Annotated in this window: 15 protein-coding genes and 4 pseudogenes; 13 read left to right on the forward strand and 6 right to left on the reverse strand. The window is 60.2% G+C overall.

Annotation, left to right across the window (positions count from 1 at the left end):
• Window positions 1-138 precede the first annotated feature (138 nt).
• From E3W21_RS30680 to E3W21_RS30695, 4 genes are read left to right on the forward strand one after another with little or no spacing between them, the layout of a single operon-like run.
• Window positions 139-447 (forward strand): PepSY domain-containing protein, encoded by a 309-nt coding sequence (locus E3W21_RS30680; RefSeq protein WP_129437081.1) that lies wholly within the window; start codon window positions 139-141, stop codon window positions 445-447.
• Window positions 447-770 (forward strand): PepSY domain-containing protein, encoded by a 324-nt coding sequence (locus tag E3W21_RS30685; protein WP_134423526.1) that lies wholly within the window; start codon window positions 447-449, stop codon window positions 768-770. The genes E3W21_RS30680 and E3W21_RS30685 overlap by 1 nt, the downstream gene beginning before the upstream one ends.
• Window positions 771-773: 3 nt before the next feature.
• On the forward strand, window positions 774-1,442 hold the full coding sequence (locus E3W21_RS30690) for a response regulator transcription factor (protein ID WP_134423528.1): 669 nt from the start codon (window positions 774-776) through the stop codon (window positions 1,440-1,442).
• A complete protein-coding gene (locus tag E3W21_RS30695) occupies window positions 1,439-2,752 on the forward strand; it encodes a sensor histidine kinase (RefSeq protein WP_134423530.1) in 1,314 nt (437 codons plus the stop codon). Before E3W21_RS30690 ends, E3W21_RS30695 begins: the two co-directional genes overlap by 4 nt.
• Before the next feature lie 125 nt (window positions 2,753-2,877).
• Here E3W21_RS30695 and E3W21_RS32480 read toward each other — a convergent pair whose 3' ends face one another.
• Window positions 2,878-3,633 (reverse strand): methyl-accepting chemotaxis protein, encoded by a 756-nt coding sequence (locus E3W21_RS32480; RefSeq protein WP_371927187.1) that lies wholly within the window; start codon window positions 3,631-3,633, stop codon window positions 2,878-2,880.
• Between the two features lie 102 nt (window positions 3,634-3,735).
• Window positions 3,736-5,025 (reverse strand): annotated as a pseudogene (locus E3W21_RS32485) (HAMP domain-containing protein); the annotation flags it as partial.
• 323 nt (window positions 5,026-5,348) lie between these two features.
• Here E3W21_RS32485 and E3W21_RS30705 point away from each other — a divergent pair.
• The 3 genes and pseudogenes from E3W21_RS30705 to E3W21_RS32495 form a co-directional block, all read left to right on the forward strand.
• On the forward strand, window positions 5,349-6,665 hold the full coding sequence (locus E3W21_RS30705) for a Na+/H+ antiporter family protein (protein WP_166793889.1): 1,317 nt from the start codon (window positions 5,349-5,351) through the stop codon (window positions 6,663-6,665).
• A 211-nt stretch (window positions 6,666-6,876) separates the two neighbouring features.
• Window positions 6,877-7,647: pseudogene (locus E3W21_RS32490) on the forward strand (cache domain-containing protein); the annotation flags it as partial.
• 318 nt (window positions 7,648-7,965) lie between these two features.
• A pseudogene (locus tag E3W21_RS32495) lies at window positions 7,966-8,553 on the forward strand (methyl-accepting chemotaxis protein); the annotation flags it as partial.
• A gap of 82 nt (window positions 8,554-8,635) precedes the next feature.
• Here the strand turns inward: E3W21_RS32495 and E3W21_RS30715 are convergent.
• Window positions 8,636-9,571, reverse strand: a complete 936-nt coding sequence (locus E3W21_RS30715; protein ID WP_134423536.1) for a LysR family transcriptional regulator — start codon at window positions 9,569-9,571, stop codon at window positions 8,636-8,638.
• 240 nt (window positions 9,572-9,811) lie between these two features.
• Between E3W21_RS30715 and E3W21_RS30725 the strand changes: the two genes are divergently transcribed.
• From E3W21_RS30725 to E3W21_RS30740, 3 genes are all read left to right on the forward strand, one after another.
• The gene (locus E3W21_RS30725) at window positions 9,812-10,306 is read left to right on the forward strand and encodes a DMT family transporter (protein ID WP_129437074.1); all 495 of its coding nucleotides are present in this window, start codon (window positions 9,812-9,814) and stop codon (window positions 10,304-10,306) included.
• A complete protein-coding gene (locus E3W21_RS30730) occupies window positions 10,306-10,761 on the forward strand; it encodes a DMT family transporter (protein ID WP_134423538.1) in 456 nt (151 codons plus the stop codon). The genes E3W21_RS30725 and E3W21_RS30730 overlap by 1 nt, the downstream gene beginning before the upstream one ends.
• A gap of 154 nt (window positions 10,762-10,915) precedes the next feature.
• Window positions 10,916-11,080: a metallothionein gene (locus E3W21_RS30740; RefSeq protein ID WP_129437072.1), complete on the forward strand. Its 165-nt coding sequence runs from the start codon at window positions 10,916-10,918 to the stop codon at window positions 11,078-11,080.
• A 47-nt stretch (window positions 11,081-11,127) separates the two neighbouring features.
• On the opposite strand, the gene E3W21_RS30745 is transcribed toward E3W21_RS30740, so the two are convergent.
• Window positions 11,128-11,355 carry a DUF6555 family protein gene (locus E3W21_RS30745; RefSeq protein WP_129437071.1) on the reverse strand — a complete coding sequence of 76 codons (228 nt, stop codon included), beginning with the start codon at window positions 11,353-11,355 and terminating at the stop codon, window positions 11,128-11,130.
• Window positions 11,356-11,501: 146 nt separating this feature from the next.
• Between E3W21_RS30745 and E3W21_RS30750 the strand changes: the two genes are divergently transcribed.
• The 3 genes from E3W21_RS30750 (at window position 11,502) to E3W21_RS30760 (ending at window position 13,702) form a co-directional block, all read left to right on the forward strand.
• On the forward strand, window positions 11,502-12,287 hold the full coding sequence (locus E3W21_RS30750) for a helix-turn-helix domain-containing protein (RefSeq protein WP_134423540.1): 786 nt from the start codon (window positions 11,502-11,504) through the stop codon (window positions 12,285-12,287).
• A gap of 256 nt (window positions 12,288-12,543) precedes the next feature.
• Window positions 12,544-12,717 (forward strand): DUF1427 family protein, encoded by a 174-nt coding sequence (locus E3W21_RS30755; RefSeq protein WP_134423542.1) that lies wholly within the window; start codon window positions 12,544-12,546, stop codon window positions 12,715-12,717.
• 28 nt (window positions 12,718-12,745) lie between these two features.
• Window positions 12,746-13,702, forward strand: coding sequence for a zinc-binding alcohol dehydrogenase family protein (locus tag E3W21_RS30760; RefSeq protein WP_134423544.1), 957 nt, complete (start codon window positions 12,746-12,748; stop codon window positions 13,700-13,702).
• 118 nt (window positions 13,703-13,820) lie between these two features.
• Here the strand turns inward: E3W21_RS30760 and E3W21_RS30770 are convergent.
• Window positions 13,821-14,099 (reverse strand): annotated as a pseudogene (locus E3W21_RS30770) (purine nucleoside permease); the annotation flags it as partial.
• Complete coding sequence (locus tag E3W21_RS30775; RefSeq protein ID WP_134423546.1) at window positions 14,100-15,056, reverse strand: nucleoside-specific channel-forming protein Tsx; 957 nt, start codon at window positions 15,054-15,056, stop codon at window positions 14,100-14,102. It abuts the pseudogene before it with no gap.
• Between the last annotated feature and the right edge of the window lie 98 nt (window positions 15,057-15,154).

Genomic DNA, 15,154 nt, shown 5'->3' on the forward strand with positions numbered 1-15,154 from the left:
CAAGCTCGCTCCCACAGGTTTTGCGCAGCTCTGCGATATCGAGGTGCCACTCCTGATGATGGCAATTCAGTTTCAGTTAAGTTCGCCCCGTTAAGGTGCACCCCGTAAGCAACACATAAAAAAATACGGAGACACCCCATGAGAACCCTGACTGCCCTGTTCACCGCGTCCATCATCGGCATGACCGCCAGCATCGCCCACGCTCGCGACCTCGGTCCCGATGAAGCCCTGAGACTGCGCGACGCTGGTACCATTGTGTCTTTCGAGAAGCTCAACGCCACCGCTCTGACCAAACATCCCGGCGCCAGGATCACCGAAACCGAGCTGGAAGAAGAGTACGGCAAGTACATCTATCAGGTGGAATTGCGCGACCCTCAGGGCATTGAGTGGGATCTGGAATTGGACGCTGTCAGCGGGCAGATTCTCAAGGATCATCAGGATACGTAATGAAGGTGCTTTCTGTTTCAAAGCGGCGCGTGAGCGGTCGAATGGCTCTGGCGCTTCTGGTTTTTTGCTCGGTGGTCATGGCCCGCGACCTGGATCAGGACGAAGCCCTGCGCCTGCGTCAAACGGGCGTGATCCTGCCGCTGGAGCAGCTGTTGCAGCAAGCTCTGGACCGCTATCCCGGGGCCAAATTGCTGGAAGCCGAGCTTGAAGAGAAACACGAGGTCTACGTGTATGAAGTCGAGTTGCTGACCACCGAAGGTGCTGTCCGCGAACTGGACCTTGACGCCACCACCGGCCAGTTACTGAAAGACAAGGAAAATTGATCGATGCGTTTGCTTCTGGTGGAAGACCATGTGCCGCTGGCCGACGAACTGATGGCCGGCCTCAATCGGCAGGGTTACGCCGTGGACTGGCTGGCCGACGGTCGCGACGCGGTGTATCAGGGCAGCAGCGAGCCTTACGACCTGATCATCCTCGACCTCGGCCTGCCGGGTTTGCCAGGGCTCGAGGTGCTGACTCAATGGCGGGCCGCTGGCCTGTCCACGCCCGTGCTGATTCTCACTGCCCGTGATTCCTGGGCCGAACGGATCGAAGGTCTCAAGGCCGGCGCCGACGATTACCTGACCAAGCCCTTCCACCCCGAAGAGCTGCACTTGCGCGTCCAGGCGCTGTTGCGCCGTTCCCACGGCCATGCCAACCAGCCGACGCTCAAGGCTGCCGGGTTGCACCTGGACGAAGGCCGCCAATGCGTGACCCGCGACGGCGCCGACATCCAGCTCACCGCCGCTGAATTCCGCCTGCTGCGTTATTTCATGCTGCACCCCGAGCAGATTCTTTCCAAAAGCCACCTCGCCGAACACCTCTACGACGGTGAAACCGAGCGCGACTCCAACGTGCTCGAAGTCCACGTCAACCACCTGCGGCGCAAACTCGGGCGCAGCGTCATCGAAACCCGTCGCGGCCAGGGTTACCTGTTCGGCGGACAAGCCCGGTGAGGTCGATCCAGCGCCGTTTGAGTCTGGGGTTGATCAGCGTGATGGTGATCGTCGGCCTGGCGCTGGCGCAAATCAGCCTATGGTGTTTCGAGCTGGGCTTGCAGAGCTACCTTGAAGCCGGGCTGCGCAACGACAGCGAAAACCTGCTGGTGGCGCTGGTGCGCGGGCCGCAGGGTTTGCAGCTGGATGAGCGACACCTGTCGCCGGCCTATCAGCGACCGTTTTCCGGGCATTACTTCCGCATCGATTTTGCCGACAGCCATTGGCGCTCCCGTTCGCTGTGGGATCAGGAACTGCCGCACCTCGACCATGCCGGCCTGCACAGCAACCTGGAATTGGGGCCGGAAGGGCAGCAACTGCTGGTGCTGCGTTCAGACTATCGACGGCTCGGCCAATCGATTTCCATCAGCGTGGCCCAGGATTACACGCCGGTGCGCGAGAGTTTCCAGCGCATGCGTCAAGTCGGATTGGGCCTTGGACTGACGGGACTGCTGCTGATTCTGCTGCTGCAACGCATTACCGTGCGCCGCGCCTTGCGCCCGCTGGAAAAGGCTCGTGAGCAGATCGCCCAGTTGCAGCAGGGGCAGCGCTCACAGCTCGATGATCAGGTGCCGGTAGAGCTTGAACCGCTGGTGGCGCAGATCAACCATTTGCTGGCGCACACCGAAGACAGCCTCAAGCGTTCGCGCAATGCGCTGGGCAACCTCGGCCACGCCTTGAAAACCCCGATGGCGGTATTGTTGAGCCTGGCCTCAAGCGAGAAGCTCGATGCGCAGCCGGAACTGCGCAAGGTGATTAAGGCGCAACTGGAACAGGTCCAGCAGCGACTCAATCGCGAACTCAATCGCGCCCGGTTATCCGGCGATGCGTTGCCGGGGGCGTTGTTTGATTGCGATGCGGAATTGCCTGGGTTACTGGCGACGTTGAACATGATTCATGGTGAGCATCTTGATCTCAGCTACCGTGCACCGGCCGGTTTGCAACTGCCTTGGGATCGCGAGGACTTGCTCGAACTGCTCGGTAACTTGCTGGACAACGCCAGCAAATGGGCGGATGCCGAGGTTCGGTTGAGCGTGGTCGAGACGGCCGAAGGGTTTGAGTTAAGCGTGGAAGACGATGGGCCGGGGATTCCCGAAGACAAGCGCGATCAGGTGTTCAGCCGGGGTACGCGGCTTGATGAACAAACGGATGGGCATGGGTTGGGATTGGGGATTGTGCGCGATATCGTTGATACGTGGGGCGGGGTATTGAAGCTGCAGGAAAGCGAGTGGGGCGGCCTGAAGGTAGTCATCCAATTACCCAAACGCTGAGTACCCTGTGGGAGCGGGCTTGCTCGCGAATGCGGTGTGTCAGTCGACATCGCTGTTACTGACACACCGCATTCGCGAGCAAGCCCGCTCCCACATTTTGATCTTCAGAGGACGCAATAACTGCGTTAAACGCGGAACTGATCCATCAAACTCTGCTGCTGATTCGCCAGGCTATTGAGCGACTGACTCACCCGCGCCGATTCATTGGCCTGCCCCGACAACGACTCCGTCACATCCCGAATCGTCGCCACGTTGTTGTTGATCTCCTCAGCCACGGCGCTTTGCTCTTCCGCGGCACTGGCGATCTGCAAGTTCATGTCGCTGATCACCGTCACCGCCTCACCAATCTGGCGTAGCGCCGTCACCGCCTGACCCACCTGTTCGACACTGCCCTGAGCCTGACGATGGCTGTTGTTCATCGAGCCGACCACGTCCTGAGTGCCAGTCTGCAACTGCTCGATCACCAGACGGGTTTCTTCGACAGACTCCTGGGTCCGGCGTGCCAGGTTGCGCACTTCATCGGCCACGACGGCAAAACCGCGTCCGGCCTCACCGGCGCGAGCGGCCTCGATGGCGGCGTTAAGCGCAAGCAGGTTGGTCTGTTCGGCGATGGCCCGAATCACTTCCAGCACAGAACCGATCTTCTCGCTGTTGGCCGCCAGGCCTTCGACTTGGATCATCGCCGCGCTCATGTCGGCGGCGAGGTTGTCGATGCTGGCGGTGGTGCGGTCGATCACGGTCAGACCGCGACGGGTGGCCTGATCCGCATCCCGCGCCGCCTGTGCCGCTTGCGCTGCACTGCGAGCAACGTCTTGAGCGGTGGCGCTCATTTCGTGGGAAGCGGTAGCGACCTGATCCACCTGACGGTATTGCTGTTCCATGCCGGCGCTGGTCTGGGTGGCGATGGCGGACGACTGATCCGCCGTGCTGCGCGCGTCCTGCACCGAGCGTTTGACCTCGGCGATGATCGGTTGCAGCTTGTCGAGGAAGCGGTTGAACCACCCAGCCAATTGGCCGAGTTCGTCCTGCTTGTCGTAGGCCAGGCGGCGGGTCAGATCGCCTTCACCGCTGGCAATGTCTTCGATCATGTGCGCCACACCCAGGATCGGCCTGGTCACGCTGCGGGCCATCAGCCACACCAGCAACAGGCCAATCAACGCGGCCAGCACACCCAGGCCGAGTTCGACCAGGGTGCCGGCGGTGTTGCTTTCATCGAGTTGTTTTTTCAGCGCTTCAGCGGGGCCGACCAGGACTTTCTCCGGCACCTCAAGCAACACGCCCCAGGACTTGCCACCGGGAATCGGCTGGAACGGCGACAGCACTTTGAGTTGTTGATTGTTGTGCAGGCTTTCGGTCTTGCTGCTGGCGGCGAGCATGCGGATCAGCTCGGCACCGTTGGTCTTGTCCACGGTGTCCAGGCGCTGGCTGAGCTTGCTGGCGTCCGGGCTGTAACCGGCCAGCAAGCCGACCGGGCTGATGATGCTGACGTTGGTCTGGCCATCATAGAGCTTCTTGCTCGCACCCTGGCTTACGGCTTGCAGGCTGTTGAGGTTGATGTCCACCGACAGCGAAGCGATGACCTTGCCGTTGACCATCAGCGGGAAAACGATACTAGTCATCAGCACGTTCTGGCCGTCGATCACGTAGAAGTAGGGTTCGATCACGCAGGGCTTGAGGGTCGTGCGCGGGCAGGTGAACCAGGCGTTGGCCGGTTCGCCGCTGGGGCCGGTGCTGGTGTCGGCCATGTCGCTTTCCGGTAGTGCCATCGACGTCACCTTACCCGGTGTCGGCTGCGACCAATAGAGCGCGAAACGGCCCTTGTCGTTGCTGCCCAACTCGGCCTGGCCGGCGAACAGATCGTCCTTGCCGTCCAGCGCGTTGGCTTCGAACACCAGCGAGAGGCCGAGCAGGTCCGGGTTGGCTTGCAGGGCCGACTTGACCTGACGTGTCAGGTCTTCACGCAGGTCAAAGGCATCGAGAAAGCGCTTCTCGGCCTGGTCGCGCAGGAACAGCACCTGGCGCGAAAAGCCGTGGCCATATTGATAGGCGTCCATGAACTGCTGGCGAATCCCCAGCGCCTGGTTTTCACCCTGGGATTCGATCCGGGCCTGGGCCGCTTCGGTGAGCATCTCCATGCTGGATGCTTTCACCATTTCGGAGCTGTGCTCCATGCGATACAGCGAAAGACCCACCAGCAGGGTCACGATGCCGGCCAGGCACAGCCCGGCCAGCAGGGTGATTTTCCATTGAATGGAAAGTTCTCTGAGCGACATGGAGACGTCCTTTATTCGATAAATATCTGAGACTTTGCACTGTAACGGCCGCGATTCGGCTTTCTTTATGATCCCTGACGAATAACCATTTCTCCCTGAGCTGCCGAAGGCTGCGATCTTTTGATCTTTACGTCCTTGATGGCGCCGGAAGATCAAAAGATCGCAGCCTGCGGCAGCTCCTACGGGGATTTGCGTTGGCTTTGACAAGGTGGCAGCGGTCCGGCACAGTGCGCGCCCTCTAATAAAACCCTCTCATTTAATCCGCTGGCGGCTCTTTGCAGACTGCCGGCCGGACTCTTTCCGTTTGCCTTGAGGTAACGATGATTAATGCTGTAATTGCCGCGGTCGGCGTCATGCTGATCCTCAGCCTGTCCCGCGTGCACGTTGTAATCGCGCTGATCGTGGGCGCCCTGGTGGGTGGTTTGACCGGTGGCCTGGGGATCGACGCAACATTAAAAGCCTTCAACAGCGGCCTCGGTGGTGGCGCGACGGTCGCGTTGTCCTACGCATTGCTCGGCGCTTTCGCCGTGGCCATTGCCAAGTCCGGCCTGGCGCATGCCCTGGCAGACAAAGCCTTGCTGATGGTCGACCGTCAGCACGTCAGCGGTGGCCGTCAGGTCAAATGGCTGTTGATCGGTTTGCTGTGGGTGGTGGCCATCGCTTCGCAGAACATTCTGCCGATACATATCGCCTTTATTCCACTGCTTGTGCCGCCACTGTTATATGTGCTGACCAAGCTGCAACTGGACCGCCGGTTGATTGCCTGTGTCATGACCTTCGGCTTGATTACGCCGTACATGTTCTTGCCCGTGGGCTTCGGCAACATCTTCCTTAATGAAATCCTGCTGGCCAACGTCGCCCGTAGTGGTGTGGACATCAGCGGCATCAACGTCACTCATGCCATGGGGATTCCGGCATTGGGCATGTTCGTCGGGCTCGCGGCAGCGTTTGTCAGCTACCGCAAGAAGCGCGTCTACGATCTGGAAAAGATCGAGCAAGTCGAACAGGTCGCGGTGCAGTACAACCCGCTGAGCCTGATGGTCGCCGGTCTGGCCATTGCGGTGGCGTTCATCATTCAGCTGTTGCTGGATTCGATGATCATCGGTGCGTTGGCTGGCTTTCTGATTTTTTCGGTGTCGGGGATCGTGAAGTGGCGTGAAACCGACGATCTGTTCACCGAAGGCATGAAGATGATGGCGATGATCGGTTTCATCATGATCGCCGCGTCCGGTTTTGCCGAGGTGATGAAAGCCACTGGTCAGGTGCAGACACTGGTCGAGGCCTCGGCCTCGTGGATCGATCACAGCAGAGGCATTGGCGCGTTGCTGATGTTGCTGGTCGGACTGTTGGTGACCATGGGCATCGGTTCGTCGTTTTCCACAGTGCCGATCCTGGCAGCGATTTTTGTGCCGTTGTGCGTGCAACTGGGCTTTAGCCCGATTGCCATTGTTTGTATCGTTGGGACTGCCGGCGCCTTGGGTGACGCCGGTTCGCCAGCCTCGGACTCGACCCTCGGCCCGACCTCGGGCCTGAACATCGACGGCCAGCATCACCACATCTGGGACACCGTGGTCCCGACCTTCCTGCACTACAACCTGCCGCTGCTGGCGTTCGGCTGGGTGGCGGCGATGGTCTTGTAACCCATTGCTCACTGGTCAACCCGGAACAAATGTGGGAGCGGGCTTGCTCGCGAAGACGGCGGCACATCCAGCATTGATGTGACTGACATACCGCTTTCGCGAGCAAGCCCACACATTTGATTCGGGTGACCCTTCACTCAACTTTTGGCCTGGCGTGCCGTTAAAGCCTTTAACCACGCCAATAAAATCAAAAGAGTGAACCGTCATGCGCATGAGCCTGAAGGCTAAAGTCCTGTCCCTTGCCGTCCTCCCGGTGTTGCTCTTTGCGCTGGTCATCAGCCTGACCACGTTGTTCATTCTGCAGGAGCAGGCCCGCAAGGAAGTCGAGGAAACACGCCAGCGCCTGCTCAGCGATGCCAAGGCGACGCTACAAAGCTACGTCGCCGTGGCCATGACGACGATCAAACCGCTCTACGATGCGGCCGCCCCCGGTGATGACGCGGCGCGGGCCCAAGTGGTCAAGTTGCTGTCGAGCATCACCTACGGCAAGGACGGCTACTTCTTCGGCTACGACTCCAACACCGTGCGCCTGTTCAAGGCCAACAGCCCTGAAGGCGTGGGCCAGAGCTTCAAGGACAACCGCGATCCGAACGGCGTCTACGTCAACCGCGACCTGGTGAAAGTCGCGAAGGACGGCACCCACTATCTGCAATACAGCTCACCGCTGCCCGGCAACACCCAAGTGCTGGTGCCGAAACTGGGCTACACCGAATACCTGCCGAAGTGGGACATGGCGGTCGGTACGTCGGTCAACCTCGACGGCATCGAAGCCCAAGTGGCACTGGTCGAAATCAAGGTCCAGGAGCGCATGCAAGGCGTGGTGCTAAGCATCGTCGGGATTGCCGCCGTGGTGCTGTTGGTGATTGCCGCCGCCGGGATGCTGCTGGCCAACACCATCCTGCGTCCGCTGAACCTGATGAAAGCCAACCTCGATGACATCGCGGCGGGCGAGGGCGACCTGACGCGTCGCCTGACCATCACCAGCCAGGACGAGCTCGGCGAACTGGCCGGCTCGTTCAACCGTTTCGTCGACAAGATCCACGGCCTGGTGCGCCAGATCACCGAAATGACCTCGCAACTGACCGGGCTGGTGAATCAGGTCTCCGATCAGGCCCAGCGTTCGGATCAGGCCATGGAACGTCAGCGTCACGAGACCGATCAGGTCGCCACGGCGATCAACCAAATGTCCGCCGCCGCTCAGGAAGTGGCGAAAAGCGCTCAAAACGCCGCGGTGGCTGCCCAGCAGACCGACGAAGAAGGCCAGGCTGCCAAGCGTGTGGTGGCCGGCAGCATTGTGAAGATTCATGCATTGGTGGACGACATTCGCAGCAGTGGCGTGTCTCTGGACAGTCTGCAAAAAGACGTGTCGTCGATTGTCAGCGTGCTTGGGGTGATTCGTTCGATTGCCGAGCAGACCAACCTGTTGGCACTCAACGCCGCCATTGAAGCCGCTCGTGCCGGTGAGGCCGGGCGTGGCTTTGCCGTGGTGGCCGATGAGGTTCGAGCGCTGGCCAGTCGTACACAAATCAGCACCCAGGAAATCCAGGGCATGATCGATCGCTTGCAGGCCGGCACCCAATCGGCCGTGGAAGCGATGCGCCGTTCCAGCGAGGCCGGCGACGGCACTTCGGCTCAGGCCAACGAGGCCGGCGCTTCGCTCGATACCATGGCCCAGCTGATTGGCACCATCAACTCGATGAACGCGCAGATCGCCAGCGCCGCCGAAGAGCAGACCGCCGTGGCCGAAGAGATCAATCGCAGCGTGCATCAGATCGCCGTGGCCGTGGACAGCGTCGCCGACGAAACCCAACTCGGCGCCCAGACTTCCCGCAGCCTCGCCGACCTCGGTCAGCGCCTGGGCAAACTGGTGGGGCAGTTCCGTATCTGACTTTATTCACCGAATATTGGAGGCAAGCACTGAACCTGTGGGAGCGAGCTCGCTCCCACAGGGATTGTGGTGCCGACAGACATTACGGTCTGTCCCAGTAGGGCACCGTTCCAAAACACTCGACAAAAAAATCAATCACCGTCCGCACCTTCACCGACAACCGTCGGCTGCCCGGCCACAGCACCGCAATCTGCTGCGGCTCAAGGCTGTTGGACACCTGATACGCCCCCAGCACCGGCACCAGCGTGCCATTGCGCACCGCCTCACCAATCAGCCACGACGGAAACATCACCAGCCCCAAGCCTTGTTCGGCGGCTTGGGTCAGGGTGTCGGCGTGGTTGCCGGTGATCGGCCCCTTCACCGACCAAGGCGTCCAGTCCTGCTGGTCCTTGCGGAAAAACCAGCGCTGCTGGCCGGTCACGCCCTTGTAGGCCAGGCACTGATGCGCGGGCAGTTCTTCGGGATGTTGCGGCGTGCCGTGACGTTCCAAATAGGCCGGGCTCGCGGCGACTTGAAAACGATGGGGCGCCAGAATCCGCGCCTGCATGCTCGAATCGTGCAGCGGGCCGATGCGAAACAGCAGGTCGGCGCCTTCCTGTAGCGGGTCGACGTAGCTGTCGGTCTGCTGGATATCCAGTTGCAGTTTCGGGTAGCGCTCGCAGAGCCGTCCCAGCCACGGCGTCAGGTGCCGTTGGCCAAACACCACTGGCGCATTGATCCGCACCAGTCCGCTCGGTTCGCTTTGCTGTTCCTGCAAGGCCTGTTCGGCCTCTTCGAGTTGCACCAGCACCAGCCGCGCGTGATGACCGAGCATGCGCCCGGCTTCGGTGGGCGAGACGGCGCGGGTGTGGCGATACAGCAATTGCTGGCTCAGGGCTTGCTCCATCAATTGGATCTGCCGGGAAATCGAAGAGGGTGCCAGGCCTTCGCGGCGGGCGACTTCGGAAAAACTGCCGTGGTCCAGCACCGCTACAAACAGCCGAAGTGCCTTGAATCCCAGTTCGTTGAGGCCATGCATGACGAATCCTGCTGTGCGAGTTACGCAAAAGTGTTGTCAGGATGCTCCCATTTATCGCAAAGGATCGCCAGCCGATAATGCGCGCCTATTCCACTGAGAACACAAAACCCTGTGGGAGCGAGCTTGCTCGCGAAAGCGGTCTTCCAGCCAATATTTGTATCGACTGACACACCGCTTTCGCGAGCAAGCTCGCTCCCACAAGGTCCCGTGTTTTATCTGATGACTGGCAGGTGTTTCTCTATGCAATCTTCTTCAATCGACGACGTTGGCGTTGTTGCCACGCCGACCACCCAACCGGGGCTGCGACTGTTGCTGCTGCCGCTGGTGATTCTGGCCGGCATGGGCCTGTCCGTGGAGGCCGGTTTGCTCGGGCCGCTCGGGGTTCAGGTCGGGCACTTGTGGGCGACCTTGAGCATCTTCGGTGTCGGCTCGGCGATTCTGTTTTTATTGTTGCTGTTCAGCGGTCGGCAACAGGGACCGGCCTTGAATGAGCTGCCGCGCTGGCAGTTGATCGGCGGTTTTTTGGGGCCGATGTACGTGATCGTGCTGACCTTGGCCACGCCGCACATCGGCATTGCCATGACCATGATCGCCATCCTGTCCGGGCAGGTCGGAAAAAGCGTGTTGATCGACCACTTCGGCTGGTTCGGCGCCACCCGCAAAAAGGTCAACGGTGAACGTTGGCTGGCCTTGCTGCTGATTGTCGCGGCACTTGTTCTGATCGCTCGGGGTTGATGATGAATCTGATTATTTTGTTGGCGGTGGTCGTGGCGGCCGGTGCGGTATTGAGTGTTCAGGCGGCGATCAATGGGCGGTTGGGCGAAACGGTGGGCGTGTTGCGCAGCAGTTTGTTGACCTTCGTGGTCGGTGCCGTGACCACCGGGTTGCTGATTCTGTTTTTCGAACCGGCACATGCCGTGAGTTTGCTGGACGTGCCGAAATGGCAGCTCAGCGGTGCACTGTTCGGAGTGGTGTACATGATGGTGATGGTTGGCGCGGTGCCGCGGGTCGGCGCGGCAGTGGCGACGGTGGCGGTGATCGTCGGGCAACTGGGGATGGGGATCCTGATCGATAACTTCGGCTGGCTGGGCAACCCGGCGATCGAGTTGTCGAGTAGCCGGATGCTGGCGATGGTGGGTCTCGCGTTGGCGTTGCTGTTCATGTATCGCAGCAGTACCCGGCAGGCATAACGCTGACCCTCATGTAGGAGCTGCCGCAGGCTGCGATCTTTTGATTTTTTGTTTCAAAAGCAAGATCAAAAGATCGCAGCCTGTGGCAGCTCCTACACTGGTAAGACGGTGCACATCGGCGGCACCAGACGACCATAACCCTGGAGTCAGACTCATGATCGACAGTGAAAGTATCTGCGACTGCCCAAAATGCTCCTGCAAACTGGGCGAACATCCGATCGCGCGCCACGGCAAGCACTATTGCTGTGAAGCCTGCGCCAAGCACCACGAACATGGCGAAGAATGTGCCAGCAAGGGCTGCAAGTGCGCCAAACGCTGACCACTCATCCAAAAAAAGGTGGAGCCTGATCGGGCTCCACTTTCATTTCAATTTGCCGGCCGCCACTTGACGTTTTCCACGCCGAACTTCTCCGCCATCGGCTTGCTGGTTTTTTGCACCTTCTCTCGGCCGAAGCGAGGGATTCGTCCGACTCCCGCGTCGCAACTTGCCCAATGCCAGGCCTCCGCACTATCCATCTTGTCCAGGCGGATGATGAAAGACTTGGGCGCGCCATGAAGGGTGTATTCAATGACGAAAAGTTTTGCGTTGTTCATAAAGCCCATATTCCTCCTTGTGGTAATACAAGGATCGTTGGCGTTACGGAAAATTCACTCGAATTGTCAGATGGAGGCCGCCAGTGGCGACAAGGCCGGTGGCTCGTTACCATGCAATATCTGAAACTCCCCAATGATTGCTGCCCATGGCCCTTGCCGCGCCCCCAGACCTGAGTGACACCGATGTGCCCGTGCAACCGCTGGCGCGCACCTATCCGCGCGGCTTGTACATCGAGCCGCATGAGCATGTCTGGGGGCAGTTGCTGTATGCGATGAGCGGGGTGATGTGGGTCGAGACGCCCCATGAAGCGCTGGTGGTGCCGCCGCAACGAGCGGTGTGGCTGCCGCCAGGTATGCCCCACGGGATTCGGGTGGTTTCGGATTTACAGATGCGCAACATCTATTTGCGGCCCTCATTGGCGGCGACGCTGGACGACACGGTTCAGGTGATCGAAGTCGGCGGACTGCTGCGTGAGCTGATCGTCGGGTTGGTGGAGCAGGGCGACGATGGCGCGCCCGAGTATTACGAAGCGCTGGTCGGCCTGGCGCTGCTGGAGCTTAGGCGAGCCAGGCGCTCGCTGCTGAAAATCCCCTTGCCGGATGATTCCGACCGACGCCTGATGAACCTGTGCCAGGCGGTCATGGCCGCGCCATCGCTGGACATTGCCTTCGAACAACACGCCGAAAACGCCGGTGCCAGCGTGCGTACGCTGGCGCGGTTGTTCAAGGACGGTTTGGGCATGGGCTTCGCCGAATGGCGGCGCCAGGTGCAACTGGCGACGGCGGTGGCGGAGTTGATCCAGGGCGTGCCGGTCAGTGCGATTGCCCGGGAGCTGGGTTATTCACCGAGCAGCTTCAGCGACATGTTCCGACGGGAATTGGGCGTCGCGCCTTCGCAATTTTCCGCGAGCCAATGCCAGGCCGAGGCATAACAAAACCTGTAGCAGCTGCCGAAGGCTGCGTTCGGCTGCGCAGCAGTCGTGAAATCAGGTAACGCGGTGCTTCAGTAATATCGTGCACACAGGTTTTACGACTGCTGCGAAGCCGAACGCAGGCTGCGCCAGCTGCTACAGGTTTGACTTGCCTCCGGCATTAGCGCTTTGGCCGATATTCAGAAGCACTTGGCCGGTGCTCGTCGCTACCGATCTTTAGACTCCGGGCATACCTTAATTAGCCACGGAGTCTGCCATGAGCTACCTCATCTCATTGGTCATCGGTCTGGGCGTCGGTCTGCTTTACGGCGTTCTTGATTTTCGTTCCCCCGCACCGCCGGCCATCGCGCTGGTAGGGCTGCTCGGCATGTTGGCGGGTGAGAAGGTGTGGCCAATGGGCCGGCAGCTGGTCACTGGCTGGATCTCCTGAACCGTTTATTCATTCGAGGGAAACGCTCATGAAAGCACTGCAATTCGACAAGACCGGTGACCTCTCGGCCCTGCGCTACGTTGAGGTTCCAACCCCCGTCCCCGGCGCCGATGAAGTACTGATCCAGATCAAGGCCGCCGGCCTCAACCCCAGCGATGTGAAGAACGTGCTCGGGCGTTTTCCCTACACCACACTGCCGCGGATTCCCGGTCGTGATTTCGCCGGTGTAGTCGTTGAAGGCCCGCAGGCGCTGATCGGTCAGGAAGTCTGGGGCACCGGCCGTGAATTGGGATTTTTCGCCGATGGCTCGCACGCGCAATTCGTCAAACTACCGGCCAGTGGCGTGGCGCAAAAGCCGACCCATCTGAGTTTTGCCCAGGCTGCAAGCCTCGGCGTGCCGTACACCACGGCGTGGGATGCGTTGGAGCGCAGCCTGGTGACGGCCAGCACTCGCGTGTTGGTGATCGGTGGCGGGGCGGTTGGCACTGCGGCGCTGGCGCTGGCCAAGGTGCGTGGCGCTCAAGTACTGGCAGCGGCGCGGCGGCCGGAACAGGTCAAGGATTTGCAGGCCCAGGGGTATCAGACGCTGCAACTGAATAAACCCGAGGATCTCGGTGCTCAGGTGAACGCCGTGTATGCCGGCGGCGCCGATGTGATTTTCGACACCACCGGTTTCTGGCTGCCGGCCTCGGTCCCGGCGCTGGCCGCGTTCGGTCGAATCGCGATCATCGCCGCGCCGGTGGACGGCATGGTGCAATTGCCGGCCCTGGCGCTGTATCGCAAGGGCGGTTCGGTGGTGGGGATCAACTCGTTGTTGTACGGCGTCCAGGCGTGTGCGGCGATGCTTGAGCAATTCGGCACGTTCTTCGATCAGGGCTTGTTGCCGTTGCCCGAGGGTTTGTTTGAATCGCCGTTGGAGGAAGGGCTGGCGCGGTATGCCGAGGTGAGTCAGGGCGGCAGTGACAAGGTGATTTTGTTGCCGTAACCCCAATCAATGTGGGAGCGAGCTTGCTCGCGATGAGGGCATGACAGTCAATGGAAATGTTGAATGTGATGGCCCCATCGCGAGCAAGCTCGCTCCCGCAAGGTTTTGTATTGTCAGATCAAACCTCGGGAACACCGTTCTCCCACGCCGACCAGTTCTTCAAAATCTCCTGCACCAACGGATTCCCCGTCCGGTACAGGTTCTCCAGCGCCGGCACAAACCCTCCTTGATCCGCATACTTGAGCAGGTTATCCACCTCACTCTGGCCCGGGGCCGGCCGATCAAAATCGGAACCGGCACGCACCACCGCCAGTCGCTGGACATCCACCAAACCTTTACGACTCGCCCGCAGCAGCGCTTCATAAGTGGAGTTGTCTTCCTGCTGCGTCGTGCAGTACTAAAACTGATAACCGACGCCGGCGTAGTAACCCCAGCCGTCGGAACGGGCGCGGAAGTTACCGTCGCCAAAATTCAACTCGCTGCCATCCTCCCAGTTGCCGCCGTTGTGGAAATAACGGCCGACCAGGGTGAAACGCAAGTGGGTGAACGAGTACAGCAACACGTTGGTGGCGACGGTGGCGTTGGCGGTGCGAGCCAGGTTGTCCTTGTGCAAATCCGAGCCGAAGTCGAAGTTGGTGAACCCGATGTAGGTCAGTGACGCGCCGTTGCTGAAGCTACTGATCGGCACGATGTATTTGAGTTGGGCGCGATAGCCGTCCCATGAATACTCGTTGCTGGCACCGTAGTTTTCCCACTGGTAACGCCCATAGAAGTTGGCCGACAGGTTGACCCGCGAATGGGTGTCGATGTCGGTGCCCAAACCGCTGTACAGCGTATTGGCGCGGTTGGCGCTGTTGCTGCCGTGGTCGTAGATCCAGTCGAAGGCGACGTACCATTCCTTGAACGGCCCGATGGCCAGGCTGCGGCCGGCGAGGTAATCGATGGAGATCCGCGGTTCGTGCTCCATGAACACCGGCGAGCCGTGGTCCCATACGCCTTTGTCATGGCTGTTGCCGATATCGAAAATCTTCGGGATGTCGATGTAGCCATACAACTCGAACGGCCCCTTGCGCCCGAAGTACTCGTATTCCAGATAAATATCGTCGGCCGGTTGCGGGCCGAAACTGATGTCTTTGCTGCCGATGACGGTCAGGTCCTGGTTGAACCAGTCCGAGAGGTACACGCCTTTTTTCGGTGGGCTCGCTTCGGGGCTGAGGGTTTCGCCTTGGGCGGATTCTTCGGCGGGATCGGGTTGCGCCAAAACGGTGCTGCTGAGTAGTCCTGTAACGCTGGCCAGCAGCAAGGAAACAGCAAAAGTGCGCGAGCAAGTCACGCGGCTGGACGTGCGGTGCATTAAAAGTCCCTTTTCGTGCGGATCGAAGGCCCGGTTCTGCGGGCTTGCGCGGTTATGTAGCGAAAACGCCTGCATTAGCGACACGCAAACGTTTGCAC

The organism is Pseudomonas sp. F01002, from assembly GCF_004402115.1.
GTDB classification, from domain to species: Bacteria; Pseudomonadota; Gammaproteobacteria; order Pseudomonadales; family Pseudomonadaceae; genus Aquipseudomonas; species Aquipseudomonas frigoris.